The organism is Arthrobacter sp. K4-10C, from assembly GCF_059090085.1.
The window spans coordinates 278,522-305,183 of record NZ_JBNHFI010000005.1; the positions used below are offsets into that span (position 1 = coordinate 278,522).

Annotated in this window: 29 protein-coding genes and 1 riboswitch; of the genes, 11 read left to right on the forward strand and 18 right to left on the reverse strand. The window is 65.1% G+C overall.

Going from position 1 to position 26,662, the window contains the following annotated elements:
* Positions 1-3: 3 nt before the first annotated feature.
* Entirely contained in the window at positions 4-714 is a 711-nt protein-coding gene (gene pdxT, locus AC5RUU_RS09040; protein WP_493974860.1) for a pyridoxal 5'-phosphate synthase glutaminase subunit PdxT, read from the reverse strand.
* A 90-nt stretch (positions 715-804) separates the two neighbouring features.
* Here pdxT and AC5RUU_RS09045 point away from each other — a divergent pair, with 90 nt between their 5' ends.
* Both AC5RUU_RS09045 and AC5RUU_RS09050 read left to right on the forward strand, forming a co-directional pair.
* A complete protein-coding gene (locus AC5RUU_RS09045; protein ID WP_493974861.1) occupies positions 805-2,097 on the forward strand; it encodes a MurT ligase domain-containing protein in 1,293 nt (430 codons plus the stop codon).
* A gap of 2 nt (positions 2,098-2,099) precedes the next feature.
* Positions 2,100-2,855 (forward strand): type 1 glutamine amidotransferase, encoded by a 756-nt coding sequence (locus AC5RUU_RS09050; protein WP_493974918.1) that lies wholly within the window; start codon positions 2,100-2,102, stop codon positions 2,853-2,855.
* 6 nt (positions 2,856-2,861) lie between these two features.
* Here the strand turns inward: AC5RUU_RS09050 and AC5RUU_RS09055 are convergent, their stop codons facing one another.
* Positions 2,862-4,151, reverse strand: coding sequence for a CapA family protein (locus AC5RUU_RS09055; protein ID WP_493974862.1), 1,290 nt, complete (start codon positions 4,149-4,151; stop codon positions 2,862-2,864).
* An 84-nt stretch (positions 4,152-4,235) separates the two neighbouring features.
* Here AC5RUU_RS09055 and AC5RUU_RS09060 point away from each other — a divergent pair, with 84 nt between their 5' ends.
* Positions 4,236-6,248: a M3 family metallopeptidase gene (locus AC5RUU_RS09060; protein ID WP_493974863.1), complete on the forward strand. Its 2,013-nt coding sequence runs from the start codon at positions 4,236-4,238 to the stop codon at positions 6,246-6,248.
* 97 nt (positions 6,249-6,345) lie between these two features.
* Here the strand turns inward: AC5RUU_RS09060 and pdxS are convergent, their stop codons facing one another.
* The 6 genes from pdxS to AC5RUU_RS09090 all read right to left on the reverse strand — a co-directional run bounded on the left by pdxS (position 6,346) and on the right by AC5RUU_RS09090 (position 14,582).
* Complete coding sequence (pdxS, locus tag AC5RUU_RS09065) at positions 6,346-7,272, reverse strand: pyridoxal 5'-phosphate synthase lyase subunit PdxS (RefSeq protein WP_493974864.1); 927 nt, start codon at positions 7,270-7,272, stop codon at positions 6,346-6,348.
* 142 nt (positions 7,273-7,414) lie between these two features.
* Positions 7,415-8,038: a phosphatidylinositol phosphate synthase gene (gene pgsA / locus AC5RUU_RS09070; protein ID WP_493974865.1), complete on the reverse strand. Its 624-nt coding sequence runs from the start codon at positions 8,036-8,038 to the stop codon at positions 7,415-7,417.
* Positions 8,028-8,615, reverse strand: a complete 588-nt coding sequence (locus AC5RUU_RS09075) for an HIT family protein (RefSeq protein WP_493974866.1) — start codon at positions 8,613-8,615, stop codon at positions 8,028-8,030. The genes pgsA and AC5RUU_RS09075 overlap by 11 nt, the downstream gene beginning before the upstream one ends.
* Before the next feature lie 17 nt (positions 8,616-8,632).
* Complete coding sequence (gene thrS / locus AC5RUU_RS09080; RefSeq protein WP_493974867.1) at positions 8,633-10,642, reverse strand: threonine--tRNA ligase; 2,010 nt, start codon at positions 10,640-10,642, stop codon at positions 8,633-8,635.
* 116 nt (positions 10,643-10,758) lie between these two features.
* Positions 10,759-14,247 carry a DNA polymerase III subunit alpha gene (locus AC5RUU_RS09085; RefSeq protein WP_493974868.1) on the reverse strand — a complete coding sequence of 1,163 codons (3,489 nt, stop codon included), beginning with the start codon at positions 14,245-14,247 and terminating at the stop codon, positions 10,759-10,761.
* Entirely contained in the window at positions 14,244-14,582 is a 339-nt protein-coding gene (locus AC5RUU_RS09090; RefSeq protein ID WP_493974869.1) for a DUF6504 family protein, read from the reverse strand. Before AC5RUU_RS09090 ends, AC5RUU_RS09085 begins: the two co-directional genes overlap by 4 nt.
* A 146-nt stretch (positions 14,583-14,728) precedes the next feature.
* Here AC5RUU_RS09090 and AC5RUU_RS09095 point away from each other — a divergent pair, with 146 nt between their 5' ends.
* On the forward strand, positions 14,729-15,118 hold the full coding sequence (locus AC5RUU_RS09095; protein ID WP_493974870.1) for a hypothetical protein: 390 nt from the start codon (positions 14,729-14,731) through the stop codon (positions 15,116-15,118).
* Between the two features lie 51 nt (positions 15,119-15,169).
* Here AC5RUU_RS09095 and AC5RUU_RS09100 read toward each other — a convergent pair whose 3' ends face one another.
* Complete coding sequence (locus tag AC5RUU_RS09100) at positions 15,170-15,490, reverse strand: chorismate mutase (RefSeq protein WP_493974871.1); 321 nt, start codon at positions 15,488-15,490, stop codon at positions 15,170-15,172.
* Positions 15,491-15,509: 19 nt separating this feature from the next.
* Here AC5RUU_RS09100 and AC5RUU_RS09105 point away from each other — a divergent pair, with 19 nt between their 5' ends.
* Entirely contained in the window at positions 15,510-15,932 is a 423-nt protein-coding gene (locus AC5RUU_RS09105) for a VOC family protein (RefSeq protein WP_493974872.1), read from the forward strand.
* A gap of 22 nt (positions 15,933-15,954) precedes the next feature.
* On the opposite strand, the gene AC5RUU_RS09110 is transcribed toward AC5RUU_RS09105, so the two are convergent.
* A complete protein-coding gene (locus AC5RUU_RS09110) occupies positions 15,955-16,716 on the reverse strand; it encodes an SOS response-associated peptidase (RefSeq protein ID WP_493974873.1) in 762 nt (253 codons plus the stop codon).
* A gap of 129 nt (positions 16,717-16,845) precedes the next feature.
* On the opposite strand from AC5RUU_RS09110, the gene AC5RUU_RS09115 reads away from it, so the two are divergent.
* Positions 16,846-17,103 (forward strand): mycoredoxin, encoded by a 258-nt coding sequence (locus tag AC5RUU_RS09115; protein WP_454485301.1) that lies wholly within the window; start codon positions 16,846-16,848, stop codon positions 17,101-17,103.
* 42 nt (positions 17,104-17,145) lie between these two features.
* On the opposite strand, the gene AC5RUU_RS09120 is transcribed toward AC5RUU_RS09115, so the two are convergent.
* A complete protein-coding gene (locus AC5RUU_RS09120) occupies positions 17,146-17,895 on the reverse strand; it encodes a lipoate--protein ligase family protein (protein ID WP_493974919.1) in 750 nt (249 codons plus the stop codon).
* A 140-nt stretch (positions 17,896-18,035) separates the two neighbouring features.
* Complete coding sequence (locus AC5RUU_RS09125) at positions 18,036-18,839, reverse strand: thioesterase family protein (protein ID WP_493974874.1); 804 nt, start codon at positions 18,837-18,839, stop codon at positions 18,036-18,038.
* Positions 18,840-19,014: 175 nt separating this feature from the next.
* Here AC5RUU_RS09125 and AC5RUU_RS09130 point away from each other — a divergent pair, with 175 nt between their 5' ends.
* On the forward strand, positions 19,015-19,692 hold the full coding sequence (locus tag AC5RUU_RS09130; RefSeq protein ID WP_493974875.1) for an endonuclease/exonuclease/phosphatase family protein: 678 nt from the start codon (positions 19,015-19,017) through the stop codon (positions 19,690-19,692).
* Here the strand turns inward: AC5RUU_RS09130 and AC5RUU_RS09135 are convergent.
* Together AC5RUU_RS09135 and AC5RUU_RS09140 are read right to left on the reverse strand one after the other, a co-directional pair.
* Positions 19,689-20,219: an NUDIX domain-containing protein gene (locus tag AC5RUU_RS09135; protein ID WP_493974876.1), complete on the reverse strand. Its 531-nt coding sequence runs from the start codon at positions 20,217-20,219 to the stop codon at positions 19,689-19,691. The genes AC5RUU_RS09130 and AC5RUU_RS09135 overlap by 4 nt on opposite strands.
* 51 nt (positions 20,220-20,270) lie before the next feature.
* Positions 20,271-20,462 carry a DUF1918 domain-containing protein gene (locus AC5RUU_RS09140; RefSeq protein WP_493974877.1) on the reverse strand — a complete coding sequence of 64 codons (192 nt, stop codon included), beginning with the start codon at positions 20,460-20,462 and terminating at the stop codon, positions 20,271-20,273.
* 74 nt (positions 20,463-20,536) lie between these two features.
* Between AC5RUU_RS09140 and AC5RUU_RS09145 the strand changes: the two genes are divergently transcribed.
* Together AC5RUU_RS09145 and AC5RUU_RS09150 are read left to right on the forward strand one after the other, a co-directional pair.
* Positions 20,537-21,043 (forward strand): metallophosphoesterase family protein, encoded by a 507-nt coding sequence (locus AC5RUU_RS09145; protein WP_493974878.1) that lies wholly within the window; start codon positions 20,537-20,539, stop codon positions 21,041-21,043.
* Between the two features lie 165 nt (positions 21,044-21,208).
* A complete protein-coding gene (locus AC5RUU_RS09150; RefSeq protein WP_493974879.1) occupies positions 21,209-22,102 on the forward strand; it encodes a glucose 1-dehydrogenase in 894 nt (297 codons plus the stop codon).
* A gap of 3 nt (positions 22,103-22,105) precedes the next feature.
* Here AC5RUU_RS09150 and AC5RUU_RS09155 read toward each other — a convergent pair whose 3' ends face one another.
* From AC5RUU_RS09155 to AC5RUU_RS09170, 4 genes are read right to left on the reverse strand one after another with little or no spacing between them, the layout of a single operon-like run.
* Positions 22,106-22,549, reverse strand: coding sequence for a DUF1810 domain-containing protein (locus AC5RUU_RS09155; RefSeq protein WP_493974880.1), 444 nt, complete (start codon positions 22,547-22,549; stop codon positions 22,106-22,108).
* Entirely contained in the window at positions 22,533-23,120 is a 588-nt protein-coding gene (locus AC5RUU_RS09160) for a DNA alkylation repair protein (RefSeq protein ID WP_493974881.1), read from the reverse strand. The genes AC5RUU_RS09155 and AC5RUU_RS09160 overlap by 17 nt, the downstream gene beginning before the upstream one ends.
* Positions 23,117-23,473: a TraR/DksA family transcriptional regulator gene (locus AC5RUU_RS09165; RefSeq protein ID WP_493974882.1), complete on the reverse strand. Its 357-nt coding sequence runs from the start codon at positions 23,471-23,473 to the stop codon at positions 23,117-23,119. Before AC5RUU_RS09165 ends, AC5RUU_RS09160 begins: the two co-directional genes overlap by 4 nt.
* A gap of 20 nt (positions 23,474-23,493) precedes the next feature.
* Positions 23,494-24,804, reverse strand: coding sequence for an aggregation-promoting factor C-terminal-like domain-containing protein (locus AC5RUU_RS09170; RefSeq protein WP_493974883.1), 1,311 nt, complete (start codon positions 24,802-24,804; stop codon positions 23,494-23,496).
* Between the two features lie 172 nt (positions 24,805-24,976).
* Between AC5RUU_RS09170 and AC5RUU_RS09175 the strand changes: the two genes are divergently transcribed.
* Entirely contained in the window at positions 24,977-25,210 is a 234-nt protein-coding gene (locus tag AC5RUU_RS09175) for a hypothetical protein (RefSeq protein ID WP_493974884.1), read from the forward strand.
* Positions 25,211-25,540: 330 nt separating this feature from the next.
* Positions 25,541-25,709: riboswitch (cyclic di-AMP (ydaO/yuaA leader) on the forward strand.
* A 3-nt stretch (positions 25,710-25,712) separates the two neighbouring features.
* Positions 25,713-26,561, forward strand: a complete 849-nt coding sequence (locus tag AC5RUU_RS09180; protein WP_493974885.1) for a LysM peptidoglycan-binding domain-containing protein — start codon at positions 25,713-25,715, stop codon at positions 26,559-26,561.
* Positions 26,562-26,662: the final 101 nt, after the last annotated feature.

Consider the following 26,662-nt stretch of genomic DNA (forward strand, 5'->3'; position numbering starts at 1 on the left):
GCTTTACGCTTCTCCTCTGATCATCCGGATAAAGAGTTCGTGTACGCGTTTTTCCCCAGTCACTTCCGGGTGGAAGGAGGTGGCCAGCAACCGGCCCGAACGCACTGCAACAATTCTAGCCGTCCCGGGCAGCGGGACCGCATGGGACGCGTGCTCCGGCTCGGCGGGTTCCACCTGGGCCAGCACCTCAACGTCCGGGCCTACCCGCTCCACCCAGGGCCCGCGGATGAACACGGCGTGCACAGGCGGGACGCCGGAATCAGTGGCGCTGAAGTCCAAACCTTTGAAGTCGAGGTCGGTTTCGAACGAGTCGCGCTGCCGGCCGAACGCGTTGCGGCGGACGGTCATGTCAAGGCCGCCGAAGGTCTGCTGCGGGGAGCCGGAGAGGTCGGTGGCGGGATCGGCGATTTCCGTGGCAAGCAGGATCATGCCGGCGCAGGAACCGTAGACCGGCAGTCCTTCGGCGATGCGCTGCCGCAGCGGCTCCGCCAGGTCGAAGGCCCGCGCCAGCTTGTCGATTGCTGTTGATTCGCCGCCTGGAATGATGAGCCCGTCCAGGCCGTCCAGTTCCTTGGGGCGGCGGACACCCACGGCTTCGGCGCCGGTGTCCCCGGCGGCGCGAAGGTGCTCGCGGAAGTCGCCCTGAAGGGCCAGCACGCCAATCCGCAGGCCTGAACCGACCCGCGCGGAAGCGGCTGAAAGGGAATTTGTCATCCATCCAGCATACGGGGCCGGCCCGGCCGCCCGTCCGGGCATCAGCCGTCCCGCGGCGGTTGCATGCCGTTGCTGGGATATATTCGAAACATGGTTTCCTTCAGTGTTCCGCTCGGCAAGCTGGTCCGCCGGGCCTCCCGGCTCCGGGGCGGTGGCTCAGCCCTTCCGGGCCTGGTGGTCGAAAAGATCGACCCCGGCTTCATGCAACGGACGCTGAGCACCCTCCCCCACGGAGTTGCTGTAGTCAGCGGCACGAACGGCAAGACCACCACCACCAAAATGGTGGTGGAGCTGCTGGAGAGCCAGGGGCTCAAGGTTTTCACAAACCGGACCGGCAGCAACTTCACGCGCGGCGTTGCCGCCGCGCTGCTGGGTGAGGTGGACTGGCGCGGCAGGCTGGATGCCGATATTGCGGTGCTGGAACTGGACGAAGCCCACGCCGTCCACTTCGTCAACAGCGTCCCGCCCCGGTACTGCCTCCTCCTTAATGTCCTTCGTGACCAGCTGGACCGGTTCGGGGAAATTGATAAGACGGCCCAGTTACTCCAGCACATCGCCGCCAAGACCACCGGCACGGTGGTCCTCAACCGCGAGGACCCGCGGGTGGCCAGGATCGCCGGGACCCTCACCGGACAGGAGGTCAAGTACTTCGGTTTGGATGAGTCGCTGCTGGCAACCTTCCCCAACGACGACGACATGCGTGCCGCTCCCGGAAGCCCTGCCCCGGCGGACCTTCCGGAGAAGCCGGCAGCCGACGTCGTACTTCGCAAGGTGGGTGCGGACAGCGCGGAGTTCGAATACGACGGCCTCACCGTCGCGACGTCGATGAAGCTTCGGGGCGTGTACAATATTTTCAACGCTGCCGCGGCCCTGACCCTTGCCCGGAGCATCTGCGGCGGGGGTGCGGCCACCGCCGACCACGAGACCCTGCTGGAAGCGCTGTCCCAGGTGGCGCCGGCCTTCGGCCGCGGTGAAAGCCTGACCGTTGACGGCCAGCCGCTGGACCTGGTGCTGGTCAAGAACCCCAGCGGTTTCCGGCTCGGCCTGAAGTCGTTCCCGGCGGGCGGATACGCCACGATGATCGCTATTAACGACAACTATGCCGACGGCCGGGACATGTCCTGGCTCTGGGACGTGGACTTTGATTCCCTCCGCGCGGAGGGCGTTGACCAGCTCACCGGATCCCGTGCCTACGACATGGCGCTGCGGCTGCAGTATGACGAGGTTCCCTTCGGGTCGGTGGAACCCGAGATCGCACCGGCCCTGGCCGCTTTCATCCGGGAAGCCTCAGGCAAACCCAAGCGAATCTTCTGCACCTACACCGCCATGCTTGCCATCCGCCGCGAACTGTCCAAGATCACCACCGTGGAGGTTGTCTCGTGAGCATGGAAACACCCGCCGCCACCCCTGCTGAAGGTCCGGGCAAGGGCGTCCTCCGGGTTGTCCAGCTGTACCCCCGGGACATGAACATCTACGGTGACTGGGGCAATGCCCTGGTCCTGCAGCGGCGCATCAGCTGGCACGGCTACACCCCTGAGCTGCTCGAGTACAACGTGGGCGATCCCTTTCCCGAAAACGTGGACATCATTGTGGGCGGCGGCGGCCAGGACAGCGGACAGCTGGTCATCCAGGACGACCTCCAGGCCCGGGCGGGGGCGCTGAAGGAGCTTGCGGAGGACGGCGCGCCCATGCTGGTGATCTGCGGTCTCTACCAGCTCTTCGGGCGGTTCTTCAAGACCCGTACCGGTGCCGTCATCCCCGGCATTGGCCTCCTCAACGTTGAGACCCACGGCACGGACGAGCGCCTGATTGGAAACGTCAAGGTTTCCACGCCGGAGTTCGGCGAAGTCCTCGGCTACGAAAACCACAGCGGCCAGACCACGCTGGGGGACGGTGTGCGTCCGTTGGGCTCCACCGCCAAGGGGACCGGCAACAACAGCAATGACGGCCATGAAGGTGCCCGCTACCGGAACATCGTGGCCAGTTACCTGCACGGTTCGCTGCTGCCGAAAAACCCCGCAATCGCGGACTTTCTGATCCGCACGGCCGCCGAACGCCGGTATGGAACGTTCGAGCCAGGCCAGCCGGACGACCGGTTCGCGGCACTGGCAAGGGAACACGCCGCCCGCCGCCCCCGCTGAGTCCCTTTACGGCTCCCGGGTGATGAGGAGTTCGTGGGCCCCGGCCGCCGCCGCGCCCATCGACTCCACCACCGATTGTGTCCGCTGCCGGGTGGCGGCGTCGGCGTCGGCTCCTGCGCAGGGACCCTGGGGCGCGTCCGAGGCCACCGAGCACCAGCGGTAGGGATCGCGGACGATGACCGAGGGTGCCCAGGCAAGGTCGGTGACTGTCCACTTCCCGGATGTGTCCTGGCCGAACTGTGCCCGGACCAGCAACCCTTCGTTGTTGACGACATACCAGGGCGAGATTTCCGTGACCCCGTTGCCCAGCCCGTAGACGATCCACGTCCCTTTATAGTTCTCGATGGGCAGGACCGAGTGCGTGTGGTGCCCGTAGACCAGGTTGAACTGCCCGCTGTCAGCGAGGGCGTGGGCTACCTCCTGCTGCTGGGCGTTGGGCGCGCTGGAGTATTCGTCACCTGCGTGCATGGCGCCCAGGACGATGTCGGCACCCAGCGCCCTGGCCTTTTCCGCCTTGGCGATCATGGCCGGTGCGTCCAACATGTCCACCTGCCACGGGTGCTCCGCAATCAATCCGTTGAGTCCGTAGGTCGCCTGGATGACGGCCACCTTCGCGGCCGGAGTCTGCAGGATCAGAATCCCTTGGGACTCGTTTTCGGTGCGGTAGGAGCCGGTGTGCTTGAGCCCGGCGGCGTCCAGGGCATCGAGCGTGCGCAGCAGCCCGTCGGTGCCGCGGTCAATGGTGTGGTTACTCGCCGTCGTGCAGGCCTGGTAGCCCACCGCCTTGGACGCGGAGATGATCTGCGGCGGGACGTTGAAGGACGGATAAGCCGAGAATGGCCCCTCCGGTCCCGCCACCGGGGTTTCCTGGTGGCAGATGGCCAGGTCGCTCTTGCTGATGTAGCGGCGCTGGCCCTCCAGCAGGGGCACAAAGTCCAGGCCCGGATTGCCGGCTGCAGCGGCGTCCTCCTGTGCCTGCTGCCACAGCTGGGTATGAACCAGCATGTCGCCGGTGACCAGGACGGATGTGCAGCGAAGCACCGGGCAGGCGGGACCCTTGCCTGGCGTCGGAGTTGGCGTGGGGGTTGGAGTGGGGCCAGGAGATCCGGGACCTGCCCCCGTTGCCTGCGCAGGCCCTGATTGGGCGGACTCGGCGGGCTGCGGCGGAGTTCCGTCCTGCTCCGCGAGCAGGCCGCAGCCTGCCAGCGCACCTGTCAAGCTCAATGCTCCGGCCAACGACATTGCCAAGGCACGGGCACGCCAGCGCCCGGCCGCCTTGACGGCTACGGTCCCCATACCCGTCATTCTAAGGATGGTCGGCACCGGTTTCTTGAATTTCGCCACATTGAGATGCGCGCCCTGCTATGAAAGGTTTACCCCATGACGAACCCCCTCCTCGATCCAAGTCCCCTTCCCTACGGACTTCCACCCTTCAAATCCATCGATGATTCGCACTACGCCGAGGCCATCGAGGCGGGGCTGGCGGAACACCTGGCCGAAATCCGGGCGATCGTGGATAACCCTGAGCCAGCCGACTTCGAGAACACCGTCGTGGCGATGGAACGGTCGGGCCGGCTGCTGGAGCGCGCCGCGGCGCCGTTCTTCACCCTCGTGTCAGCTGATGCGTCAGAACGTATCCGTCAGCTTGAAACCGAATTTTCGCCACGGTTTTCCGCCCACCAGGATGAGGTCTTCCTGAACCGCGCCCTGTTCGAGAGGTTTGCGTCCGTTGACGCCTCCGGCCGTGATGCCGAGTCAGCCCGCCTGCTGGAGGAATACCTGAAGGAGTTCCGCCAGTCCGGCATCCAACTGGATGGACCGGGGCAGGAAAAGCTCAGGGCCATCAACGCCGAGCTGGCCCGGCTCGGCACAGAATTCGGCCAACGGGTCAAGGAGGGCATGAAGTCGGCGGCCCTGCTCCTGCACAGCGCCGGGGAACTTGCAGGCCTGCCGGCGGACGACGTGGCCAGCGCTGCGGAGGCGGCCCGTGCGGCGGGCCATGACGGCGGATTCCTGCTCACCCTGATCCAGCCGGGCAACCAGCCTGCCCTTGCCGCGCTGGAGGACCGGGAGGTCCGGCGCCGCCTTTTCGAGGCCTCGGTGGCGCGGGGCAGCAGCGGCGGGGAGCTGGACGTGCTTGACCTGGCGCGCCGAATGGCCGGACTGCGGGCCGAAAAAGCGTCCCTCCTGGGCTTCGCCAACTACGCAGAACTGGTGGTGGACCGGCAGACCGCGCCGGACTTCGGGTCCATCCAGTCCATGCTCGGCCGGCTGGCCCCGGCTGCCGTCAGGAACGCGGACGCCGAGGCAAAGGCGCTTGCCGACGTCGCCGGCCATCCACTGGAGCCCTGGGACTGGGCGTACTATTCCGCCCAGGTCCGGAAGGAAAAATACGACGTCGACGAGCAGGCACTCCGGCCGTACTTTGAGTTGGAAACCGTGCTGGCTGACGGCGTGTTCCATGCCGCCACCGCGTTGTACGGCATCACTTTCCATGAACGGCCGGACCTTGCCGGCTACCATCCCGACGTCCGGGTCTGGGAGGTCCGCAACGAGGACGGCTGCGGGTTGGGCCTGTTCCTGGGCGACTACTACAGCCGGGAGACCAAGCGCGGCGGAGCCTGGATGAACTCCCTTGTGGATCAGGCGGCCCTGCTGGGTACCCGCCCCGTGGTCATCAACAACCTGAACATATCCAAGCCACCGGCCGGAGAACCCACGCTGCTCACCCTTGACGAGCTCCGCACGGCGTTCCACGAGTTCGGCCATGCCCTGCACGGGCTCCTTTCCAGCGTCACCTATCCAAGGTTTTCCGGCACGTCGGTGCCCCGTGACTTTGTGGAGTATCCCAGCCAGGTGAACGAGATGTGGATCATGTGGCCGGAGGTTCTGTCCAACTATGCCCGGCACCACGCCACCGGAGAACAGCTCCCCCAGGATGTCGTGGAGCGGCTCAATGAGTCCCGGCTGTGGGGCGAAGGCTTCGCCACCACGGAGTACCTTGGCGCGGCCCTGCTGGACCTGGCCTGGCATGTGCTGGAGCCCGGCGACGTCCCGGAGGACGCTCTGGAGTTCGAGGCGAAGGCCCTCGCCGCTGCCGGAATCGCCCACCCCCTGATCCCGCCGCGGTACCGGACGGGCTACTTCCAGCACATCTTTGCCGGGGCCGGCTACGCTGCCGGCTACTACTCCTACATCTGGAGTGAGGTCCTGGATGCCGAAACGGTGGACTGGTTCACCGAGAACGGCGGCCTCACCCGCGCCAACGGTGAACGGTTCCGCCAAGAACTCCTCTCGCGCGGCAACAGCCGCGACCCCCTCGACTCCTTCCGCACCTTGCGCGGCCGGGACGCCAGGCTCGAACCCCTGCTAAAGCGCCGCGGCCTCGAGTAACTTCGCTCCAAACCCTCTAAGAACGACGGCTCTTATCAACGACGGCGGCGGGTCACCATTGAAGGTGACCCGCCGCCGTCGACTGCTTGTGAAGCTGTTACCAGCCGCGCTCGGCAAGGCGGTGGGGCTGGGGAATTTCGTCGACGTTGATGCCCACCATGGCCTCGCCCAGGCCGCGGGAGGCCTTGGCGATGACGTCCGGGTCGTCGAAGAAGGTGGTGGCCTTCACGACGGCGGCCGCGCGCTGGGCCGGGTTGCCGGACTTGAAGATGCCGGAACCGACGAACACGCCGTCCGCGCCCAGCTGCATCATCATGGCAGCGTCGGCAGGGGTGGCGATGCCGCCGGCGGTGAACAGCACCACGGGAAGCTTGCCGGTGGAGGCGACTTCCTTGACCAGTTCGTACGGTGCCTGCAGTTCCTTGGCCGCGACGTAGAGCTCGTCCTCGGGCAGGGCGGCGAGCTTGAGCAGCTCGGCGCGGATCTGGCGCATGTGCGTGGTGGCGTTGGAGACATCGCCGGTGCCGGCCTCGCCCTTGGAGCGGATCATCGCCGCGCCCTCGTTGATCCGGCGCAGCGCCTCACCGAGGTTGGTGGCGCCGCAGACGAAGGGAACGGTGAAGTTCCACTTGTCGATGTGGTTGGTGTAGTCGGCCGGGGTGAGGACCTCGGACTCGTCGATGTAGTCCACGCCCAGGGACTGCAGGACCTGGGCTTCGACGAAGTGGCCGATCCGGGCCTTGGCCATGACCGGGACGGACACGGCGTCGATGATCTTCTCGATCATGTCGGGATCGGACATGCGGGACACGCCGCCCTGGGCGCGGATGTCAGCCGGAACGCGTTCCAGCGCCATCACAGCAACGGCACCGGCATCTTCGGCGATGCGGGCCTGTTCGACGTTGACGACGTCCATGATGACGCCGCCCTTGAGCATCTCAGCCATGCCCCGCTTCACGCGGCTGCTGCCGGTGACGCTGTTCGCGGAGGAACCGGCCTCGCTGCTTACATCAGGTGTAGACACAAAAACCCCTATGGGTAGATAGATGACCTTCGCCGGGTGTGCAGGCGGCAGATGCCGGACGGTGCACACACGGATAGTGCCGGATCCATTGACCGGGCAGTCCTAATACTAGTCCTACCGGGGCCGGCCGGCTTAATCATGCTTAATCAGCCGGTGATGGCTCCGCCTGGGCCTGCCGGCGGACGGACAGCATGCGCTGCACGACGGTGATGAGGCTGGCCAGGGCGAGAAGCACCAGGGTTGCCAGGAGCACCACCGGCGGAAGGCCAAGGCCGGTGAATCCGGTAACCACCAGGACCGAGACCAGGCGTTCGGCCCGTTCAGCTATACCTACGTTGGCGGTGAACCCCAGGGATTCGGCTTTGGCCCTGGCATAGGAAACCACCATGCCCAGGACCAGGCAGAGCATCGCGGCCACGGCGATGGGTGCGTTGGCCCCGCCCGTGAAGAACCAGATGGCCAGCCCCGCAAAGAGCGCGCCGTCCGCGATCCGGTCCAGGGTGGAGTCGAGGAAGTTTCCCCAGCGGCTTTTCACATCCCGCATCCTGGCCATGATGCCGTCCAGGACGTCGGAGAAGATGAACGCGGTGATGAACAATGTCCCCCACCACAGCTGGCCCAGGGGGTAGAACACCAGCGCGCCAACAACAACTCCGGTGGTACCGATGACCGTCACAGCGTCGGGTGAAACGCCGATCCTCAGGAGCCAGCGCGCCAGCGGGGTGAACAGCGCGGTGAAAAAGCCGCGCGCGTGCCTATTCAGCATCCGTCTCCCCGGGCCAGGCATCGGCTACCTGCTGGCGGACCTCATCAAGGGTCTGCGTGATGGCCTTGGTCTGGGCAATGATGGGGAAGAAATTTCCGTCCCCGCCCCAGCGCGGAACCACGTGCTGGTGCAGGTGGGCGGCGATGCCGGCTCCGCCCACCACGCCCTGGTTCATGCCAAGGTTGAACCCGCCGGGGTTTGCCACCTTCCGCAGCACCCGCATGGCGGTCTGCGTGAGGTCGGCAAACTCCGCCGTTTCCTCCAGCGTCAGGTCCGTGTAGTCGGGGATGTGCCGGTAGGGGCACACCAGCAGATGCCCGGGGTTGTAGGGGAAGAGGTTCAGTACCACGTAGCACGTCCTGCCGCGGTGGACGATGAGTGCGTCTTCGTTCGTCCGGCCGGGCCCTACGCAAAAAGGGCAGTCATTTTCGTTCTTGAACTGGTGCTGCCCGCCTTTGATGTAAGCCATGCGGTGCGGAGTCCACAGGCGCTGGAAAGCGTCCGGGACACCGGCGAGGGCAAAGTCGTCGGTAACGCCGGCATCGCCGGGATATCCTGCGCCTGTGTTCTCCTGCACCGTGCTGTTCCGTTCCGCTAGCTGGTCCGGTTACGGACGGCTTCCGTGATCCGCTTGATTGCCTCTTCCACCGGCACGCCGTTGTCCTGGCTTCCGTCACGGAAGCGGAAGGACACGGCACCGGCGTCGGCGTCGTCCCCGCCGGCAATCAGCACGAAAGGAATCTTGTCCTTGCTGGCCGTGCGGATCTTTTTCGGGAAGCGGTCCGAGGAAGTATCCACCTCTGCGCGGATGCCCGCAGCCTTAAGTTGATCGACGACGTCGAACATGTACTCGTTGAAAGCTTCGGCAACCGGAATGCCCACCACCTGAACAGGGGCCAGCCAGGCAGGAAAGGCACCGGCGTAGTGCTCGGTCAGCACGCCCATGAACCGCTCGATGGAGCCGAACAGGGCGCGGTGGATCATCACCGGCCGCTGCCGGGACCCGTTTGCTGCCTGGAATTCCAATTCAAAGCGCTCGGGCAGGTTGAAGTCGAGCTGGATGGTGGACATCTGCCAGGTGCGCCCCAAGGCGTCCTTCGCCTGGACGGAAATCTTGGGTCCGTAGAAGGCTGCCCCGCCCGGGTCCGGGACGAGTTCCAGCCCCGATTCCTGCGCCACCTCGGCGAGGGTCCTGGTTGCTTCCTCCCAGGTGGCGTCGTCACCGACGTACTTTTCGGGGTCCTTGGTGGAAAGCTCAAGGTAGAAGTCGTTCAGCCCGTAGTCCTTGAGCAGGCCAAGGACGAAGTTCAGCGTCTTGGTAAGCTCGTCCTTCATCTGCTCGCGGGTGCAGTAGATGTGGGCGTCGTCCTGTGTCATGCCGCGCACCCGGGTGAGGCCATGCACCACACCGGACTTTTCGTACCGGTAGACGGACCCGAACTCGAACAGGCGCAGGGGCAGTTCACGGTAGGAACGGCCGCGGGACCTGAAGATGAGGTTGTGCATAGGGCAATTCATCGGCTTCAGGTAGTAGTCCTGAGCCGGCTTGCGGATGGTGCCGTCGGCGTTGAGTTCCTCGTCCACGCGCATTGCGGGGAACATGCCCTCCCGGTACCAGTCCAGGTGGCCTGAAACCTCATACAGGTGGCCCTTGGTGATGTGCGGCGTGTAGACAAACTCGTAGCCGGCTTCCACATGGCGCTGCCGCGAGTAGTCCTCCATCTCCTTGCGGATGATGCCGCCCTTGGGGTGGAAAACGGGCAGGCCGGAACCCAGCTCGTCCGGGAACGAAAACAGGTCCAGCTCCGCACCAAGCTTGCGGTGGTCGCGCCGCTCCGCTTCGGCGAGGCGCTCCTGGTAGGCCTTCAGGGCGTCCTTGGTGGGCCAGGCGGTGCCGTAGATCCGCTGCAGCTGCTGGTTTTTCTGGTTGCCCAGCCAGTAGGCGGAGGACGAACGGGTCAGGGCGAACGCGTTGGAGATGAGCTTGGTGTTGGGCAGGTGCGGGCCGCGGCACAGGTCGCACCAGACGGTGGTCCCGTCCTTGCGCTCCACGTTGTCATAAATGGTGATGTCACCGGCGCCGACCTCGACGTTGACGCCTTCACCGGCCTCGGCGGCATCGTTCTTCTTGCCCAGCAGCTCAAGCTTGTAGGGCTCGTCCTTCATGGCCTCGCGGGCCTCGTCCTCGTTCACCACACGGCGGACAAATTTTTGGTTCTGGTTGATGATCTTCTGCATCATCTTTTCGAGGGTTTTGAGGTCCTCGGGGGTGAACGGCTCGGCGACGTCGAAGTCGAAGTAGAAGCCGTCAGTAATGTACGGGCCGATGCCCAGCTTGGCGTCGGGGCGCAGCTGCTGGACGGCTTGCGCCATCACGTGGGCGGCGGAGTGGCGGAGCACGTTCAGCCCGTCAGGGGAATCGATCGTGACGCCTTCGACGTCGCCGCCCTCGGGAAGTTCCTGGTCCAGGTCCTTCAGTTCGCCGTTGACGCGGGCAACAACAACGTCGCGGCGCTCAAAGAAGAGTTCCGCACCGGTTGTCCCGGTAGTCACCTTGGTCTCTTCGCCATCGACGATGAGGGTGATCTGCTGGGCATCTGACACGGGTGTCTCCTATTCAAAGTTCAGGCTTCATAGCTTGTGGCGTACGGGGACCACAGCCAGCCATCGTCAATGCTATCGGTTCAGCGAAGGGCCGACCAACGCGGCGCACGGCAGGATCAGCCGCTATATCCCGTGATGGCAAGGCTTCTGCTGATCCCGTCCAGCGGATGTGCCACGTCCGGCGCCTGGGCTGTGGCATCGGGGAACGGCAGGGTTTCTGTCCTGCTTAGGTCCCAGGCCATGCTGGCACTCAAACTGATTCCCCTGGGCCCCGTCCGCCGGGTGGTCCCGCGGATGAGCAGCAGCCGCGTCCCGAACAGGAGTAACCCGGCGTTTTCCTGTGCTTCGTGGAAGAAGACTGAATCTATGCAGCCGGTGCCGTCGTCGATGCTTATGAACACCACCCTCCGGCCGCCCCTCATGGGCGGCGTCTGGGTTGCGACGCGTACCCCGGCCACCAGGACCTCGGTACCATTGCGCAGGCCCAGGAGTTTGTCCGCCGTTGTGACGCCAAGCCTGTCCAGCATGGGCCGGTGGCTGTCCATCAGATGGGTGCTGACATCCACCGCCATCAGGTCAAGCTCCGCCCGGACATTTTCCACCAACGTGGGTGCAGGCAGTCCGTGGCTGACATTCCGCAGTTCAACATCCCCCAGTGGCAGCGACAACTGCCCCTCGAGGACCTCTACGCCTTTCCTGCTGCTGCCGGAGGCCTGGAGTTTCTGCAGATGATGTACCAGGTCAGCCCTGTTGGCCGTGCCTCCTGCCTCCCGGTGCAAAGAATCGAAGGCGCCCAGCTGCGCCAGCCTCTTAATGTTTGGCTTGCTGATCCTCGACCTGGCCCGGAGGTCGGCAAGTGATTCATAGGGCTGGCCGGCGACGATTCTTAGCAGTTCTGATTTTGAGAGCCCGTAGATTCCGTTCAGGCTCAGGCGGATACCCAATTTGCCGGTGTCCGGCCCGGACGTTACCCGCTCCACCCGGTATTCCGCCTTGCTGAGGTTGATGTCCAACGGAAGGATCGGTACGCCCAGCCTCCTCGCTTCCGCTACCAGCAGCCTTTTCGGGTACATGCCCGGATCGTGTTCCCACAACCCGGCAAGGAATGCCTCAGGATGGTGGGTCTTCAACCAAGCGGACTGGTAGGTGGGCACAGCAAAGGCCGCACCGTGGGCTTTGCAGAATCCGAAGCTGGCAAATGACTTTAGGGTGTGCCAGACCTTGTCAACCACCTCAGCTGAATACCCCTTGGCTTTTGCCTCCCTTCGGAAATACTCCTCAACGTGGGCTTCCCCTGCATCGTTGCTCAATGCCCTGCGGAACTCGTCTGCCTTGGCCAGCCCGCAACCGGTCATCACGTCGAACGTCCGCAGGATTTGCTCGTGGAAGACAGTGACCCCGTGGGTTTCCGCCAGCACCGGTTTCAGGTCGGGGTGGGGGTACACCTCCGGGGAGAATCCGTGACGGTGTTCCAGGAATGGCCGCACCATATCCGATTTCATGGGCCCGGGGCGGAACAGCGAAATATCGATGATGAGGTCGTTGAACTCCCGAGGCGCCATCTTTCCGATCAGCTCCCGCTGGCCTGGGGATTCGATCTGGAAGCAGCCGAGGGTATGCGTGCTCCGGATCAGCTCGTAGGTGGGCTCGTCGTCGAGGGGCACTGCATTGAGATCGATATGGCCATTGTCCGCAATGTAGTCGGGTCCCGAACCGTCCGGGCCAGCGGGGTGCCGGCCAGCAGCAACTACATCTTCCTTTGACGGATGGATGCGGATGATTTCCCGCACCGCAAACGCCATGGCACTTTGCATCCTGACTCCCAGGACATCGAGCTTGAGCATGCCCATGGGGTCCATGTCGTGTTTGTCGAACTGGCTCATGGGCAGCCCGAGACCGCTGGGCTGGACCGGCGTGCGGTCAAGCAGGGTGGCATCGCCGAGGATCACTCCGCAGGGATGCATGGAGATATGCCGGGGCAACCGGTCAAGGCGTTCGGTCAGGTCGACCAGCAGGTCCAGTTGCTGGTTGCCTTCGGCGTCCCGCTGCTCAACCCTCCCGGCGAGCTCCCGCAGTTCGGGTTTTTCCTGCAGTGCCTCACGGAACTTGCGTGCCGAAAAGCGCCACAACTGCTTGGCGATCTCCCCTACTTCGCCATCGTCCATGCCAAGGGCCAGGCCGGCATCACGTACTGCACCCCTGGCGCGGTAGCCGTTCTGCATGCTCATCAAAGTGACCCGTTCAGCACCGAACCGCTCGAAGATCCGCCGATAGACGTTGTGGCGCTCAGCACTCTCCACGTCAATATCGATGTCAGGAAGGGTGGCACGGTCCTGGGAGAGGAAGCGTTCAAAGATCAGGTCATGCTGGAGGGGATTCACGTGGCTGACATCTATGAGGTAGTTGACCAGGCTGGAAGCCCCTGACCCGCGGGCAGCCGCCCGGACCCCCATGTCCTGGATCATCCGTGACACTTCGGCAACCGTCAGGAAATAGGAAGAAAACCCAAGGTTTCGGATGATGCCCAGTTCATGGTCGAGCCGGGACTGCATGGTTTTTTCTTCCGCGCCTTTAATGCCGGGAAACCGCCTGCCAATCCCGGAACGGCAGCGCTGGACCAGCTCGCTGTGTGGATCCTGGCTGATTCCTAAAACTGATGCCTCCGGGACGACTGGCTGCTTCCAACCCATGTCGGCAACCGGATCAATCCGGCACAGATCGGCGAGCGCCCCGGTTTGCGTCATCAGCTGCTGGAGGTCCGCGGCACCGTATCCGGCGGCAGAAATAATCTCCTTGCCGAGCAGGAGCATCTGGTCGGCTGACTTCAACCAGCCCTGGCCGGTGGGCTGAAGCAGCGGCTCGGTGGCGAGTTCCGGAAGCGACTTCAAGGTCCGGGCTGAATCCAGCACATCAGCTGTGGGGGCACCGTCCGCAGCGCAGTATCGGACTGCATTCGTCAGGATTGCCGGTACTTGGTGTTCCTCGGCGAGCCGAAGCATGCGGACTGCGTGGGCAGTACTTAAAGGCGAACCTGGTGCACTGAGTTGAGAGACAATTTCGGCCACCACCGTGCCGCCTGGCATGGCATCCAGCCATTGCTTGAACAGTGTCCGCGGCCGGAGATAACGCCGGCCGCTCATTGCCCGCCCCACATCGGAATCCGGGCCAATCAGGACGGTCAGAACCGGTTTGAGGGTTTGGGGATCGAGCGTGCGGGAAGCCAGTTCCGCCCGCGTCACGGCCACCGGCACCGCTCCCCCGGCTTTTCCTGTTGTCCGGGCATGGGCATCGGAGATCAGGCGGCACAGAGCCCGGTAACCGGAACCATTATTGTGGCCGCGGGCGAGCACCACTACCCTGCCTGCCACCTGGGTGCGGTGATCGCCGTCGTCGTCCAGGACCGCTAGGTCCACTCCCACAATGGGATCCAAACCAGCTGCCATGCAGGCTTTAAGGTGCTTGATGGTTCCGTACAGGCCGTCGCGGTCCGTGCAGGCGAGAGCGGTGGCACCATCTGAGGCGGCAGCCTGGGCCAGTTCTTCCGGCCAGGAAACCCCGTAGTGGGCACTGAATGCGGTGGAGACGTGAAGGTGCGTGAAGCTCATGCTGTTCTGGGCCGGAGGGCGTCATGGATCCGCAGGAGCCGCCAGCGGCCGCTGCGGATATGCCGGGAAAGGTCAAGGGTCATTGGTTCAAGGGAAGCCTTGTCCCTGCCGTTGCCATCAGACGACGGCAGAACCTGGATCCGCCAGATTTCGTGGTCCACCACACCTGGGCCGCTTCCCAGTGGAGCCCTGTTGTCTTCGGCCCACCATTTGCGGCGTTCGTACCATCGGACGGGTTCAGCGCAAACATCATAGGAACGCCCCGCCCAAAAGAGGCTTTGGGGCTGGCCGTCAGGCGAGCACGTGACATCAACGGATTCGCTGAACATCCCCATAACGCCTCCCGGAAGAACCTGACTCTATTCGAATATGTGTTCGAACACTTCAAGTCTACGCCGGGTTCAACCCAATGCATAGAAAAGGGTCCCGCAGGGCAGCCAAGGGGGTGGACGGAGCGTACGGCAGGGAGCAGGATGGTGCCATGGAAACCCAAGACGCACTCCTCAAGCAGGCATCCCTCAAAGCCCAGGACTCCACCCTGGTGGCCACCTTCGACATTGACGGCAGCATCCCGGGGTCCGGCGCTTATGTCGTTGGGCTGGTTGGGGCCACCCCGGATTACTCGTCCCAGCGGCGGCTATGCATCGAGTTCATGAACGGGGAGGCCATTGCCTTCTACTCGTTCAACCGCGAACAGGGCACGGAGGAAAACTATGACCTCTCCGGCGTATCGCACTCCGGAAACACCATCACGGGGCATTTCCCCCTCGCCGCCATTAACGGGCTGGGACAGGGGCATGTCATCTCTGCCTTCAGCGAGGCGGACGGCCGGGAATTCCAGTCCGGCGTCCCGGTAGAGGAAGCCCTCTAAGGCTTCCTCTTTTTGTTGCCCTAAACTGCTGCCTGTTGCCCGGAAACGCGTTCAGCTGCTTTCTTTGTGGACCCGCATCTCGAGTTCAATGAAGCCCGAGATCATGGCCCGGTACGTGGATTCCACGATGTCCGGGTCGATGTCCTTCTTCTCTGCGGCTGAACGGACGTGCTGGATGATCCGCTCCACGCGGTCAGGCGCACGCACCTCAGCGTCGTCGCCCTTCAGGGTGCCGGCAATGCGGATCAGCCGTTCACGGCGGGCGATAAGGGTGACAATCTGGTCATCCACCTCGTCAACAGCAACACGGACGGCAGCGAGCTGTTCCTTGTCGGCCAAAGCGTCTCGATCGTTTCCTTGAATTGTTGCCATCCTCTGACAGTATCGAAGCATGCAGCCAAGAGTCGACTTCATTTCACTGGGCGTCCGCAGCGTTCCGGCGTCCCGGACGTTCTATGTGGACGGCCTGGGCTGGCCGGTCCATAAGGAGGTTGCCGGGGATGTGCTGTTCATCCAGGTCAACCACGGCCTGGTGCTCTCCCTGTGGGACGCGGGGCAAATGCAGGCGGAGGCAGGGGTCAGCGCCCCCGGGCCGGTTCCGTGCATCACGCTGAGCCACAACCTGGGCAGCACGGAAGACGTGGACCGGGTAATGGCGGAGGCTGCGGCGGCTGGTGCCGCCATCGTCGCGGAGCCGGTCACTCAGCCGTGGGGCGGCTACAGCGGCTACTTTGCCGACCCGGATGGATTCCGCTGGGAAGTGGCTTACAACCCCACCTGGGCAGTGGACGACGGCGGCGCAGTCACCGTGTGACCCGCCGCGCAGGACGGGGCTGCTAGAACAGTGCTTCCACAGGCCTGATCAGTTCCGGCCCGTTGTTGCGCACGTTGCCCACTTCCTTGCCCACCGACTCCACACGCCAGTCGGCAGCCACGTCCTTGACGCCGGACCGCACCAGATCCACCAGCCCGGCGGCGTCATCAACCTCCGGATCCAGCCAGGCCTGCATGGTGGCCTTGTCCATGGGCAGCGGAACCCGGTCATGCAGCTCAGTCAGCTTCCCGAACACCGTTGATTCGGACCCGGGAGGCGGCGTGTCCGCTGTCAGGATGGAGGTGGACAGCATCCATTGTCCCGGCTCACCGGCAGGCACGGAGGGGTCCTTCCACCATTCATAGAGCCCGGCAAAAACCAGTCCCCGGTTTTCGCCGGGATGGACATAGTAGGGCTGCTTCGACTTCCCCGGGCCCTGTTTCCACTCGTAGTAGCCGTCGGCCGGTACAGCGCAGCGCCGTGACTGGATGGCTTTCCGGAACGCCGGCTTCTCCAGCACCGACTCGCTCCTGGCATTGATCATCCGCGAGCCGATGCCTGGATCCTTCGCCCAGGACGGAACCAGCCCCCACCGGGCAACGTGCAACTGCCGTACCTGCCTGCGCTCCGGGCCGTCATCAATCAGCCGCTCCAGGACGATGGGAACGTCGTCAGTGGGCGCCACATTCCACGACGGCGGAATGCTCACCTCATCCTCGAGCTCGGCGTCGAACTCGGCCAGGAGGTCCCCCACGGCACGTGCCATCACATAGCGTCCACACATGGCTCCAGCATGCCATCGGCGACACATGCTGTCATCCGGGCGGCCCGGCGGGTGCGGGCGCGGGGGAATACGGGCCGGCACGCTACCGTTGAAAGGAACGGAACCAACATCGACACAGAGGAGAACCCTGTGGATTTCACTCCCGAATCCGGCACCATCACCATGTTTTCCACCACCTGGTGCGGCTACTGCAACCGGCTCAAGAAGCAGCTGGATGCGCAGGGCATAGGCTACACCGAGATCAACATCGAGGAAGTGGACGGTACGGCCGAACTCGTGGAGCAGCTGAACGGCGGCAACCGCACCGTTCCCACCGTCCTGTTCCCGGACGGCACGGCAGCCACCAACCCTTCCGCAGCCGAGGTCAAGACGCGCCTGGCAGCATGATCGCCTGCGGGTGCCTGACCCGCACCTGGCAAGCGATGCGGGTCAGGCACCCAGCCTGCTGAAGGAAGCAGTTTCCAGGGCGGCATGGCCCGCATACGTTTTCAGCAAAGCATCCTCCACCGCCTGAACGGTGATGCCGGGGACCAGGTCCTCAACAGCGCCGGCCGTGGCAGGGTCCCATTCCAGCCCCAGCGCGGCGTAGCTGTCCGTTAGCACTTTCCGGATGGGCGCGGAGTCTTCCACGACAATCACCGAACTGAACAGCCAGCCGCCCGCCACCACCCGCTGGGCGGTGCCCACAAGTTTCACCCGGTGGCCCGGGTTGGCTGTGGCCCACCCGTGCACGCTGAACTCGCCCGGGCAGTACTCCCCCGGGATTTCGCCTACTGCCGCCTGGACACCTACCTCCTGCAGCGCCCGGGCGAACAAGTCCCCGAAATACCCGAAGCGGGTCTTGGAGCCGGCGATCGCATCCGGGTCCGGCTCGATATGGTCCACGATCAGCGTTCCCTGGTGGTAGGCGGCGGCGCGTCCGCCGGCCCTGCGGACAAGCGGTTCGAAGCCGTTGTTACGGCACGCCCGGGCTGCTGCCTCGAACCCCGGCAGCCGGGTGTCGCGCTGCCCGAAAGCCACGGTAGGGGCAGGCCGGTAGAGCCGCAGGGTAGGGCCAATCTGCCCGGACCGGGCCTTGGACAGAAGCTCGAGCCCGAATTCCAGGTCCCTCCCCGCTCCCAGCGATGCTTCCTGCCGCACCACTGTCAATGGGCGGGATCCCTGAACGGGGTGGTGCATCTTGCTGGGCTCCCTTACGGTCATTGTGCAATTCCTGCTTGTACTGCTGGCGTACCGGCCAAACCTAGGTTACGCCCTGGCCTTGGAGGCCATCGAGCAGGGATAGGCCCGCCAGTGCCGGATTAGCCGGCACCGGCCCGTCACGTCCGGCGCAGCGTAAGAATCTGTTCGGCCCGCCCGAACGGGCCCTGCCGGTCGTGCAGGACCGTGGATGTCAGGCCGATCCCGTCCCGGCCAAAGGAGACGGCGTTGTCCAGCCCCAACCATTCCCCTTCCGGCCGGCGGTACATGTGCACCTGCAGGTCCAGGTTGGGGAAGGCGTAGCTGTCCCGGCCCGGCGGCACCCGTGCCGCTATTCCGTTGGCGGTGTCCACCAGCCCCATCAGCCGGGCCAGGTCGCTGCTGTCGGCCTGGTCCGTCAACGGGTGGCCGGTACGGAGCCAGACCTTGCCCGCGCCCGGCCGGTGGCCTTCGGCCACGCGCATCTCCAGGGACCTGATGTATCCGCCGGGCCATACGGCGGACCCATCGTAGGGCTTGCAGTCGTCAGGGCCGGGTATGGCGGCGTCCTCGACGGCGGCTACCGCCGCGGTGTCGCTGGTGATCATCCGCCACGCCGTGGCCCGGATTGTAGTCCGGCCCGCGGACACGAGTTCGGCCTGCAGCAGTTCGATGGTCTTCCCGGGCCTCAGGGTGGACGTCTCGATGTGGAACTCCCCGCCGGGAATCAGCCCAAGGATCTCGTAGCTGAGCCGGGCCATCCGCATGTCCGTCCGCGGCTGGTGCCGTTCCAGGGCATCGGCCAACAGGCCGGAGGCAGGCGCCATGTGCTGCTCGTGGACGTTCCAGGCACCCTGCGCGTGGATGGTGGAACGGAAGTGGCCGCTGCCCAGGACCTGGTAATACGCATTGCCGGCCGCAAGCTCAGGAAGCTCTTCAGTCAACGGTGACCTTTCGCAGAAAACTTCAGTGAATTGCCACTAACTCTAACCGCTTGCGCCGGAGCCGCCGCAGCGGTACGGCACGAAAGTATGGAGCAGCGAAATGTTTGAGCCTGGGGGAATGCGGCGGACTAGACTCGGGAACTGGTCCTGTCAGCGACCTCGGAAGAGGTGTTCCATGCGTGTCATCAGCTACAACCTCCGCAAACACTTGGCCAGCGGCGAGCTCCTTGCCCTGGCCAGGAACCATGACGTCGATGCCCTCTGCCTCCAGGAGGTGGATGCCACTGACCTCCCTGAAACCCTTGGCCCGCTGCACCTGGCGCACGTCACCAAGGGAAACCGCCTGGGCCTGGCCGTCTACTACCGCACCAGCCGCTTCACCGCGCTGGATACCCAGTCCTTTGCCCTGAAGAAGTCCATGCATGACAGGGTCCTGGCCCCGGCCCACGAGCGGCTGATCGGTGTGCGGGTGATGGACAACGACACCCAGCATGAACTCGTGATCGGTTCGTTCCACGCCGCACCGCTGACCGCCTCCAATTCGCTCCGGCGGAAGCAGATCCATGCCGCCCACGCCGAGTTGCTCAGCATGGGCAAGGGATTAATGACCCTGATGGTGGGCGATTTCAACTACCCGTTCTTCACCAAGAACCTGGACATCCACATGAAAAAGTCCGGATATGCCCTGTCGCTCAGCAACCGCCGCACCTACACGCGGTACAAGGTGTTCAAAGGCCACTTCGACTTCGCAACGTCCCTGGGCCTGGACATCCAAAGCGTGGAGACACTGCCGCGCGGCAACTCGGACCACCTGCCCATCCTCGTCGAGGCCGAATACGGCCCGGACTACTAGGAAGCGCCGCCGGGAAGAGACCCGCCGGGAACAAGCCGGCGCCTGAGGTCCGGCCAGGCCGCAGCAAAGCCGGGGTGCAGTTCCTTGCCCTCCACCTCGTGCAGCGGGACCCACAGCAGTTCGATGCTCTCCGGATCACTGATCACGGGATGGAACGGCTCGCGCACCAGCACCACCACGGTGGTGTAGGACCAGTAGCCCAGGTCCAGCACCGAGGTGAACAGCACATCGACCCCCTCTGGCGGGACCGCTGCCTCCTCGTGAGCTTCACGGAGCGCTCCGACAACGGGCTCCTCACCCTGGTGGAGGGCACCGCCAGGCAACCCCCACGTTCCGCCGTTATGGCTCCAGACCGCGCGGTGCTGCAGCAGCACACCCTTCCGGGGGTCGTACGCCAGCACGCCGGCTGCGCCGAAGCGGCCCCAGAACCGCCCACGGTCTCCCTCCACCCAGGCGTCCCCGGGGTCCCGGGGACCGGTGCGGACGGGCGGGGTGGCGGACGCTGCGGAGGCCGGAGAATGATCCATCAACCCAGTCTGACAGGTGTGTTACGCCTGGGCCCAGCACCCGGTGCGGTGTCAGTGGCCGCGCCCGCGCTCGACGGCGAAATCGCCGCCAGGATACATGATGGTTTCATGCCCGTCATCAAAACGGACCAGGTAAGGCGGGGTTCCATCCTGGCCCCGTACTTCCAGGATCACCCCGTGACGGTCCGTGGATCCGACATTCCGGCCGTGAACGATAATGCGGTCGCCCTGCGCTGCCTCCATGGCAATCACCTCCCAGCCCCCAGATTACGACTCTCCCGGGAGCCGGAACAGGCCCCGCGTGGGAGGATTTCGATATGCCGCTGAATCTTGTCCTGGTTGCCGATACCCACATCCCAAAGCGGGCCAAGGACCTACCCGCCCTGGTGTGGGCCGCGGTCGAAGAGGCGGACGTTGTCTTCCATGCCGGCGACTGGGTGGCAGCGGATGTCCTGGACGGGTTCGAAGAACGCAGCCGCTCGCTGATAGGCGTGTACGGAAACAACGACGGCCCGGACTTGCGCGCCCGCCTTCCTGAAACAGCCCACGTCATGCTGGACGGCGTCCGGTTCGCCATGGTGCACGAAACCGGGCAGGCCAAGGGCCGGGAACTGCGGTGCGAGGCCCTCTACCCGGAGGCGGACGTCCTGGTTTTCGGGCACAGCCACATCCCCTGGAACACCACCTCACCCGGTGGCCTGCGGCTGCTGAACCCGGGTTCGCCCACGGACCGCCGGCGCCAGCCCGCCTGCACATACATGACGGCAAGGGTCGACGACGGCCGGCTGGCAGAGGTGCGGCTGGTTGAAGTCAGGCGGGACTGACTTTTCCGGAGCAGGACTGCCTGAACAGTCAGCACCGCTTGGCAGGCCATTCCCGATTGCCTAGGCTAGGAACCGTAAGCATGCTTAGCTTTTAGGCAGGCGCCCTGCAGCGGCTTGCCTGGGCGAAGTACCTGCCCCTGTCCACTCAGCACATGGAGGACCACCATGACAGACCAGTACACCTTCCGGAACCCGGTTACCGCCTATGAGCAGATCTCCCCGCCCAAGCAGCACCAGCCCGAGCCGGGGCTGGACGCGGAGCTGACGCCCAAGGCGGACCTCGGTGAGGAAACGTACCGCGGCACCGGACGGCTGGAGGGCCGGAAAGCAATCGTCACCGGGGCGGACTCCGGGATCGGCGCGGCGGCGGCCATCGCCTTCGCCAGGGAGGGGGCCGACGTCGTCCTGTCCTACCTGCCGCAGGAGGAAGAGGATGCTGCCCGCATCGCAGGCATCATCGAGGCCGCAGGCCGGAAAGCCGTGAAAGTCCCCGGCGACCTCAAGGACCCTTCAATGTGCCGGGACGTGGTGGACACGGCCGTGGCAGTCCTGGGCGGCGTGGACATCCTGGTCAACAACGCCGGAAAGCAGGTTGCCCAGGAGGAGCTCACAGACATCACGGACGAGCAGTTCGACCACACACTGAAAACGAACGTCTACGCGATGTTCTGGCTGACCAAGGCCGCCCTTCCGCATATGCCCGCTGGTTCCACCATCATCAACACCACATCCGTACAGGCCTACAATCCGTCGCCAACCCTGGTGGACTACGCCACCACAAAAGCGAGCATCAACAACTTCACCAAGGGCCTGGCCCAGCAGCTCGCACCCAAGGGAATCCGCGTGAATGCGGTGGCGCCGGGACCCATCTGGACACCGCTGCAGGTCAGCAGCGGCCAGCCGAAGGAGGACCTGCCGGAGTTCGGGCAGTCCACTCCCCTGGGCCGCGCCGGCCAGCCTGCAGAACTCGCACCGGCCTACGTGTTCCTGGCCTCTCCCGAGTCCAGCTTCGTGGTGGGTGAGACGCTGAACGTCAACGGCGGCAGCCCCACGCCGTAGGCGTCAGGCCTGGTCCTGTCCGGCCAGCAGCGCGTCAGTGGCTTCGTCCGGCTCGCCGTCGAAAAACTGTGCCAGGACAGTCTTGAACACCGTTTCGCCGGGCGCGGCGCGGAGGAACAGCGTCATGGACGACTGCAGCTTGCGGGCGTCGATGCCGCCCAGGATGTCCTCCGGGGAGCGCCCGGTGTGGTTTGCCAGGGCCTGTGCGCACTCCAGCAGGCGGGGGCCCAGCACCTCATGATCCAGGTATTCCCGGGCTTCCGCCAGTGAACGGATGGCGTATTTGCGCGAGGTGGCACTTTGTCCCAGCCCGGCGACCTGGGGAAAAATGAACCACATCCAGTGCCCCCGCTTGCTGCCCAGCTGCAGCTCGGAAAGGGCCTGGTCGTAGGTCCCGCCGCTGTCCTGTGCAGACACGAACCGCTGCAGGTCATAGGGATCGTTCATGGGTGTCTCCTTCTCGAGAGGCGTCACGCCCGGTCGCGGCGTCCGAATTTTGCGCCCGCTGAAGCAGCGCCGCAGCATGGCGCAGGCTGTTGTGCTGGTCCTTGGTCCACCGGGCCAGCACCACGTCCGCGCGTTGCCGGTCCCGCTGCGGCAGCCCGGCCAGCATGGGGGCCACCACATCGGCCACGAGGGGGTCAACAAGTTCGGCCGTGTGGGCGGAGCGAAGGAAACCCTCAATCCGGGTCAGGTCCGAGTGCCGCAGCAGTCCGGTCCTGGACTGGAGCAGCACCACGGCGGCCAGCCGCCGTTCGTAGACCGGCCTGACGCCGGGCCCGGGCTGGCCCCAGAGGGCGGAGGCCAGCATGAGCACCGCGTCATGGTCCAGCGCCTTGAACTTCCGCAGCGCGTCGCGGACGGTACCCCGGACGGCGCCCACGGAGGAACCGTACGAGGCAAGGGCGCCGCCCAGCCTGCTTCCGACGTCGTCCGCCCGGTACCAGGCACCCTCGTTTTGCAGGGTCCGGTCGATAAATTCCGCCGCCGCCGCAACAATGTCCGGACCGGTCGTCACTGCCTGCCCGCCGATGCATGGTTGATGCAGAACGCGGTCCACGGGCGGGCTTCCAGCCGGCCTTCAGCAATGGCTTCGCCGCAGACGGCGCAGGTACCGTAAGTTCCCTCGCGGATACGGGCGAGGGCGGCTTCCACCTGGTCCAGGCCCGCCGCACTCTGCTTTAGGAGTGCCGACGCCTGGGAGAGTTCGAAGGCGATGGTGGCGCCTTCCGGATCGTGTTCGTCGTCGACATTCGAGTCCAGGCGTGCCGAACTGGCCGAGGCGATGTCAGCGCGAAGGGCCGGCAGCAGTGCCACCTTCCGCTTCCGCTCCTCCTCAAGCAGGACCCGGAACCGCTCAAAATCTGGCATGGGGAAAGCCTAGCGCGGGCTCAATACCAGTTCCTGGCTACGGAATGGTCCCAGGCCGCGCAGGGCGTACGGTAGCGGTCCCGGATGTAGCCCAGGCCCCACTCGATCTGGGTGCGGTAGCTGGTAAGCCAGTCGCTGCCGGCGCTCCCCAGCTTGCCGGGCGGCAGTGCCTGGGGTATTCCGTAGGCACCGGAGTAAGGGTTGGTGGCGGTGGTGAGCCAGTTGGATTCCTTGGTCCAGAGCTGGGCGAGGCACAGGAACTGGTCCTGGCCCCAGCCGTAGGCACCGAGGCGTCCGGAGGCATACCCCTTAGCCGCGGCGGGGTCGTTGACGGCACCGCCGGGAACGGACGGCACGACGACGGGCGGCGGGCTGGGGACCACGGGTGCGGGGGCCGCGGGGACGGGGTTTGCAGGCGCCGGGTTGGCGGGGGGCGCTGCAGGTGCCGGATTCGCGGGTGCCGGAGGATTCTGCGCTGCTGCGAGTGCCGCCTTTGCTGCTTCATCCGCCTGGCGGCGCGCCTGCTCCTCCGCGGCGGCGCGCTTGGCCTCCTGCGCGGTCTCGTAGGCGGCCAGGGCCGCCTGGCCTTGCCGGTACTCCCACTCCAGCGCCGCCGTCGTGCCCTTCAAGGACGCAAGCTGCGCGGTCAGCTCTCCGCTGTGCCGCTGCTCTTCCGCTACCTGGCGCACCATCGCCGCCTGGGCGGAACGGGCAGCATCCAGCTTGGTTCTTGCCGCTCCGGACAGGCGCTCACGTTCTGCCCTGGCGGCCTTTTCCTGCTCCGCCAGTGCGGCGGTGCTTTTGCCGGCGGCGTCTGCCTTGCTGACAAGGTCCGCGGCCTTGCCACCAACCACCTCAATGACGTTGAGCCCGTGGATGCTGTTGTTCTCCAGGGCGTCCAGGGCCACAAAGAAGCCCATAGTGGTACCGCCGGTCTTGTATGACTGGGCTGCCAGCGCGCCGATTGCCTGCTGGTGCCGCCTCAGCTCGGCATTGGCCTGGGCCGCCTGCCCGGCCAGGGCATCCACCCGGGCTGTGGCTGACTGCACGGCGGCGTCCGCGGCGGCGTAATCGGCAGCGGATGACACGGCCGCAGCGCCCAGCAACTCGGACTGGGATTGCAGGCCAGCCAGCAGGTGGTCGATCTTCTCGATCTCGGCCGCCTTCCCGGCTTCAGACTGCTGCGCCTTCTGCACGTCCTCCCAGGAGGGGTAGCCTTCCGGCGGGGCCTCGGTCGCGGCAGCCGGAAGCAGCGCGGCCGAACCGGCCAAAGCCAGTGCAAGCAGCCCTCCCAGCACCGGATGCTTTATCGTGCTTCCAAACAGGCGCATAGCTCCGAAGCCTACCGGTTTCAACGAGGGGTTGAGGGTTGGCGGCGGCACATCGTTATGCACCGGAAACCGGGGGCGCGCGGGCACTGGCGGGTCTACGATTGATTCACCGCATTCCACTGCGAGGCAGTGGACATCTGTTGGGAAGGTCGCGGTCGCAGTGGTTCGAAAAATGTTTGGAAACCGGCATCAGTCCGACGAGCCGGCAGCCGCATCGTCCAAGGTCCAATCCGGGTACCGCCGCCGCAGCTGGCTGCAGCGGGAGGACGACGCCATCAGCCACGGTTCAAGCAGCCTGTTCTTCCTGGCCCATGACACCCCTAACGCTCCGTCTGTGACGTGCATCCAGGGGCACGACGTGGATCGGGGCGAAACAACCTGCCACCTGGGGCATCCGGTCGGCTAGGGCACGCGCTCAGGGCCAGATGACGCGCTTGCCAGCGCGGCGCCACATGGGGTAGCGCCCGCCCTCTTTCGCGCCCCTTTTCAGGCCATGCAGCCGCGGATGGGCCCGGCCTTTATGACTTTGTGACATTAAATACACGACGCGCCCGCACAAATACATCTCGTGAGGTCAGCGGTGTGTAAAGGAAACATCAAGATGTTTGCTTAATACGATAGAGGCACCTCGCATGTTACCTAAACGTGACAATGCCGCTGAGGGCGGGTTATGGTCTTCTGGTGTCCCTCCCAGACGGGACATTCCCATCAGTATGCCGAGCCCTGCCACTGACCCGGGATTCAACCGCTTTCCAGCTGGCAGGGACGGGGGAACCAAGTTTCCACGGCCATCGCGGCCTTGGGGTTAAGTCGATAGTGCCTCCGTCAGTTTGGGGGTTGCTCTCGGCCGGGTATCTCCAACCCGAACCCGACAGCTCACCCCGCAGGCATGGGAGAGGCGATCTAACGTGTCAAAAAATTTCCCTACCGCCCGTCACCGCGCGACTCCGGCCCGCTCAATCGCGCTCCAGGGCTTGGCTGCTTCCGCCAAGTCCCAGGCCCGGACGCTCGGCCGACCGGTGCTCGCAGTTGCCGCTGCATCCGGCATTGCGTTCGGTGTTGGAGCCCCCGCCCACGCAGGCGTGACCGGCCCGGACACCACCGAAACAACTAACGTCCAGGCCCACAGCGCACCTGCTGCTGCAGTCGCTGCCCCGGCCGCTGCCGCAGCTAACGTACACACCGTCGTTTCCGGCGATACCCTGGGTGCCATCTCGGCGGCCCACGGCGTCAGCCTGAACGATGTCCTGGCCGCAAATGGCCTGGACATCTCCACCATCATCTACCCGGGTGACCAGATCACCATTCCGGGTGCGGGCCACGCAGCACCTGCTGCCGCTCCGGTCCAGGCTGCTGCCGCTCCGGCGAACACCGGCATGAACCTGTCCTACGCGTCCACCGCAGCTGCTCCGGCCCCGGCTCCCGCCCCGGCCCCCGCCGCTGCCGGCACCGGCACGGGCGCAGCCATCCTGGCCTCCGCGTACGGCCAGCTTGGTGTCCAGCAGGACTGCACCGCGATGGTGGAGAAGGCCCTCCGGTCCGTTGGCAAGTCCGTCGGTGACCTGGCTCCCGGCCAGTTCTACCAGTACGGCTCCGTGGTGGGCACCCCGGCCCCCGGTGACCTGGTGATCACCGCCGGCCACGTGGGAGTCTTCGCCGGTAACGGCCAGGTTGTCAGCGGTGGCGTTGACGGCTTCAAGACCGAGGTCCACTCCCTCAGCTGGCTCAGCGGCGCTTCCTTCGTCCGCGTGGCGTAGTCACCGCGTACAACTGAAGCAGCGCAGACAAGGGCGGCAGCCGGGATTAACCCGGTTGCCGCCCTTGTCCGTTGATGCGCGTTGCGTACCCTGCCCTGCCG

Coding starts and splice junctions, on each gene's coding strand:
- AC5RUU_RS09120 (WP_493974919.1), bottom strand. CDS start 17,895: ATGCACCACCCCGTTCAGGGATCCCGCCCATTGACAGTGGTGCGGCAG.
- AC5RUU_RS09085 (WP_493974868.1), bottom strand. CDS start 14,247: ATGAGCTTCACGCACCTTCACGTCTCCACCGCATTCAGTGCCCACTAC.
- AC5RUU_RS09130 (WP_493974875.1), top strand. CDS start 19,015: ATGCGTGTCATCAGCTACAACCTCCGCAAACACTTGGCCAGCGGCGAG.
- AC5RUU_RS09150 (WP_493974879.1), top strand. CDS start 21,209: ATGACAGACCAGTACACCTTCCGGAACCCGGTTACCGCCTATGAGCAG.
- AC5RUU_RS09170 (WP_493974883.1), bottom strand. CDS start 24,804: ATGCGCCTGTTTGGAAGCACGATAAAGCATCCGGTGCTGGGAGGGCTG.
- AC5RUU_RS09090 (WP_493974869.1), bottom strand. CDS start 14,582: ATGGGGATGTTCAGCGAATCCGTTGATGTCACGTGCTCGCCTGACGGC.
- AC5RUU_RS09095 (WP_493974870.1), top strand. CDS start 14,729: ATGGAAACCCAAGACGCACTCCTCAAGCAGGCATCCCTCAAAGCCCAG.
- AC5RUU_RS09140 (WP_493974877.1), bottom strand. CDS start 20,462: ATGGAGGCAGCGCAGGGCGACCGCATTATCGTTCACGGCCGGAATGTC.
- AC5RUU_RS09060 (WP_493974863.1), top strand. CDS start 4,236: ATGACGAACCCCCTCCTCGATCCAAGTCCCCTTCCCTACGGACTTCCA.
- pdxT (WP_493974860.1), bottom strand. CDS start 714: ATGACAAATTCCCTTTCAGCCGCTTCCGCGCGGGTCGGTTCAGGCCTG.
- AC5RUU_RS09050 (WP_493974918.1), top strand. CDS start 2,100: ATGGAAACACCCGCCGCCACCCCTGCTGAAGGTCCGGGCAAGGGCGTC.
- pgsA (WP_493974865.1), bottom strand. CDS start 8,038: ATGCTGAATAGGCACGCGCGCGGCTTTTTCACCGCGCTGTTCACCCCG.
- AC5RUU_RS09145 (WP_493974878.1), top strand. CDS start 20,537: ATGCCGCTGAATCTTGTCCTGGTTGCCGATACCCACATCCCAAAGCGG.
- AC5RUU_RS09155 (WP_493974880.1), bottom strand. CDS start 22,549: ATGAACGATCCCTATGACCTGCAGCGGTTCGTGTCTGCACAGGACAGC.
- AC5RUU_RS09135 (WP_493974876.1), bottom strand. CDS start 20,219: ATGGATCATTCTCCGGCCTCCGCAGCGTCCGCCACCCCGCCCGTCCGC.
- AC5RUU_RS09165 (WP_493974882.1), bottom strand. CDS start 23,473: ATGCCAGATTTTGAGCGGTTCCGGGTCCTGCTTGAGGAGGAGCGGAAG.
- AC5RUU_RS09110 (WP_493974873.1), bottom strand. CDS start 16,716: ATGTGTGGACGCTATGTGATGGCACGTGCCGTGGGGGACCTCCTGGCC.
- AC5RUU_RS09105 (WP_493974872.1), top strand. CDS start 15,510: ATGCAGCCAAGAGTCGACTTCATTTCACTGGGCGTCCGCAGCGTTCCG.
- AC5RUU_RS09045 (WP_493974861.1), top strand. CDS start 805: ATGGTTTCCTTCAGTGTTCCGCTCGGCAAGCTGGTCCGCCGGGCCTCC.
- AC5RUU_RS09100 (WP_493974871.1), bottom strand. CDS start 15,490: ATGGCAACAATTCAAGGAAACGATCGAGACGCTTTGGCCGACAAGGAA.
- AC5RUU_RS09175 (WP_493974884.1), top strand. CDS start 24,977: ATGTTTGGAAACCGGCATCAGTCCGACGAGCCGGCAGCCGCATCGTCC.
- AC5RUU_RS09055 (WP_493974862.1), bottom strand. CDS start 4,151: ATGGGGACCGTAGCCGTCAAGGCGGCCGGGCGCTGGCGTGCCCGTGCC.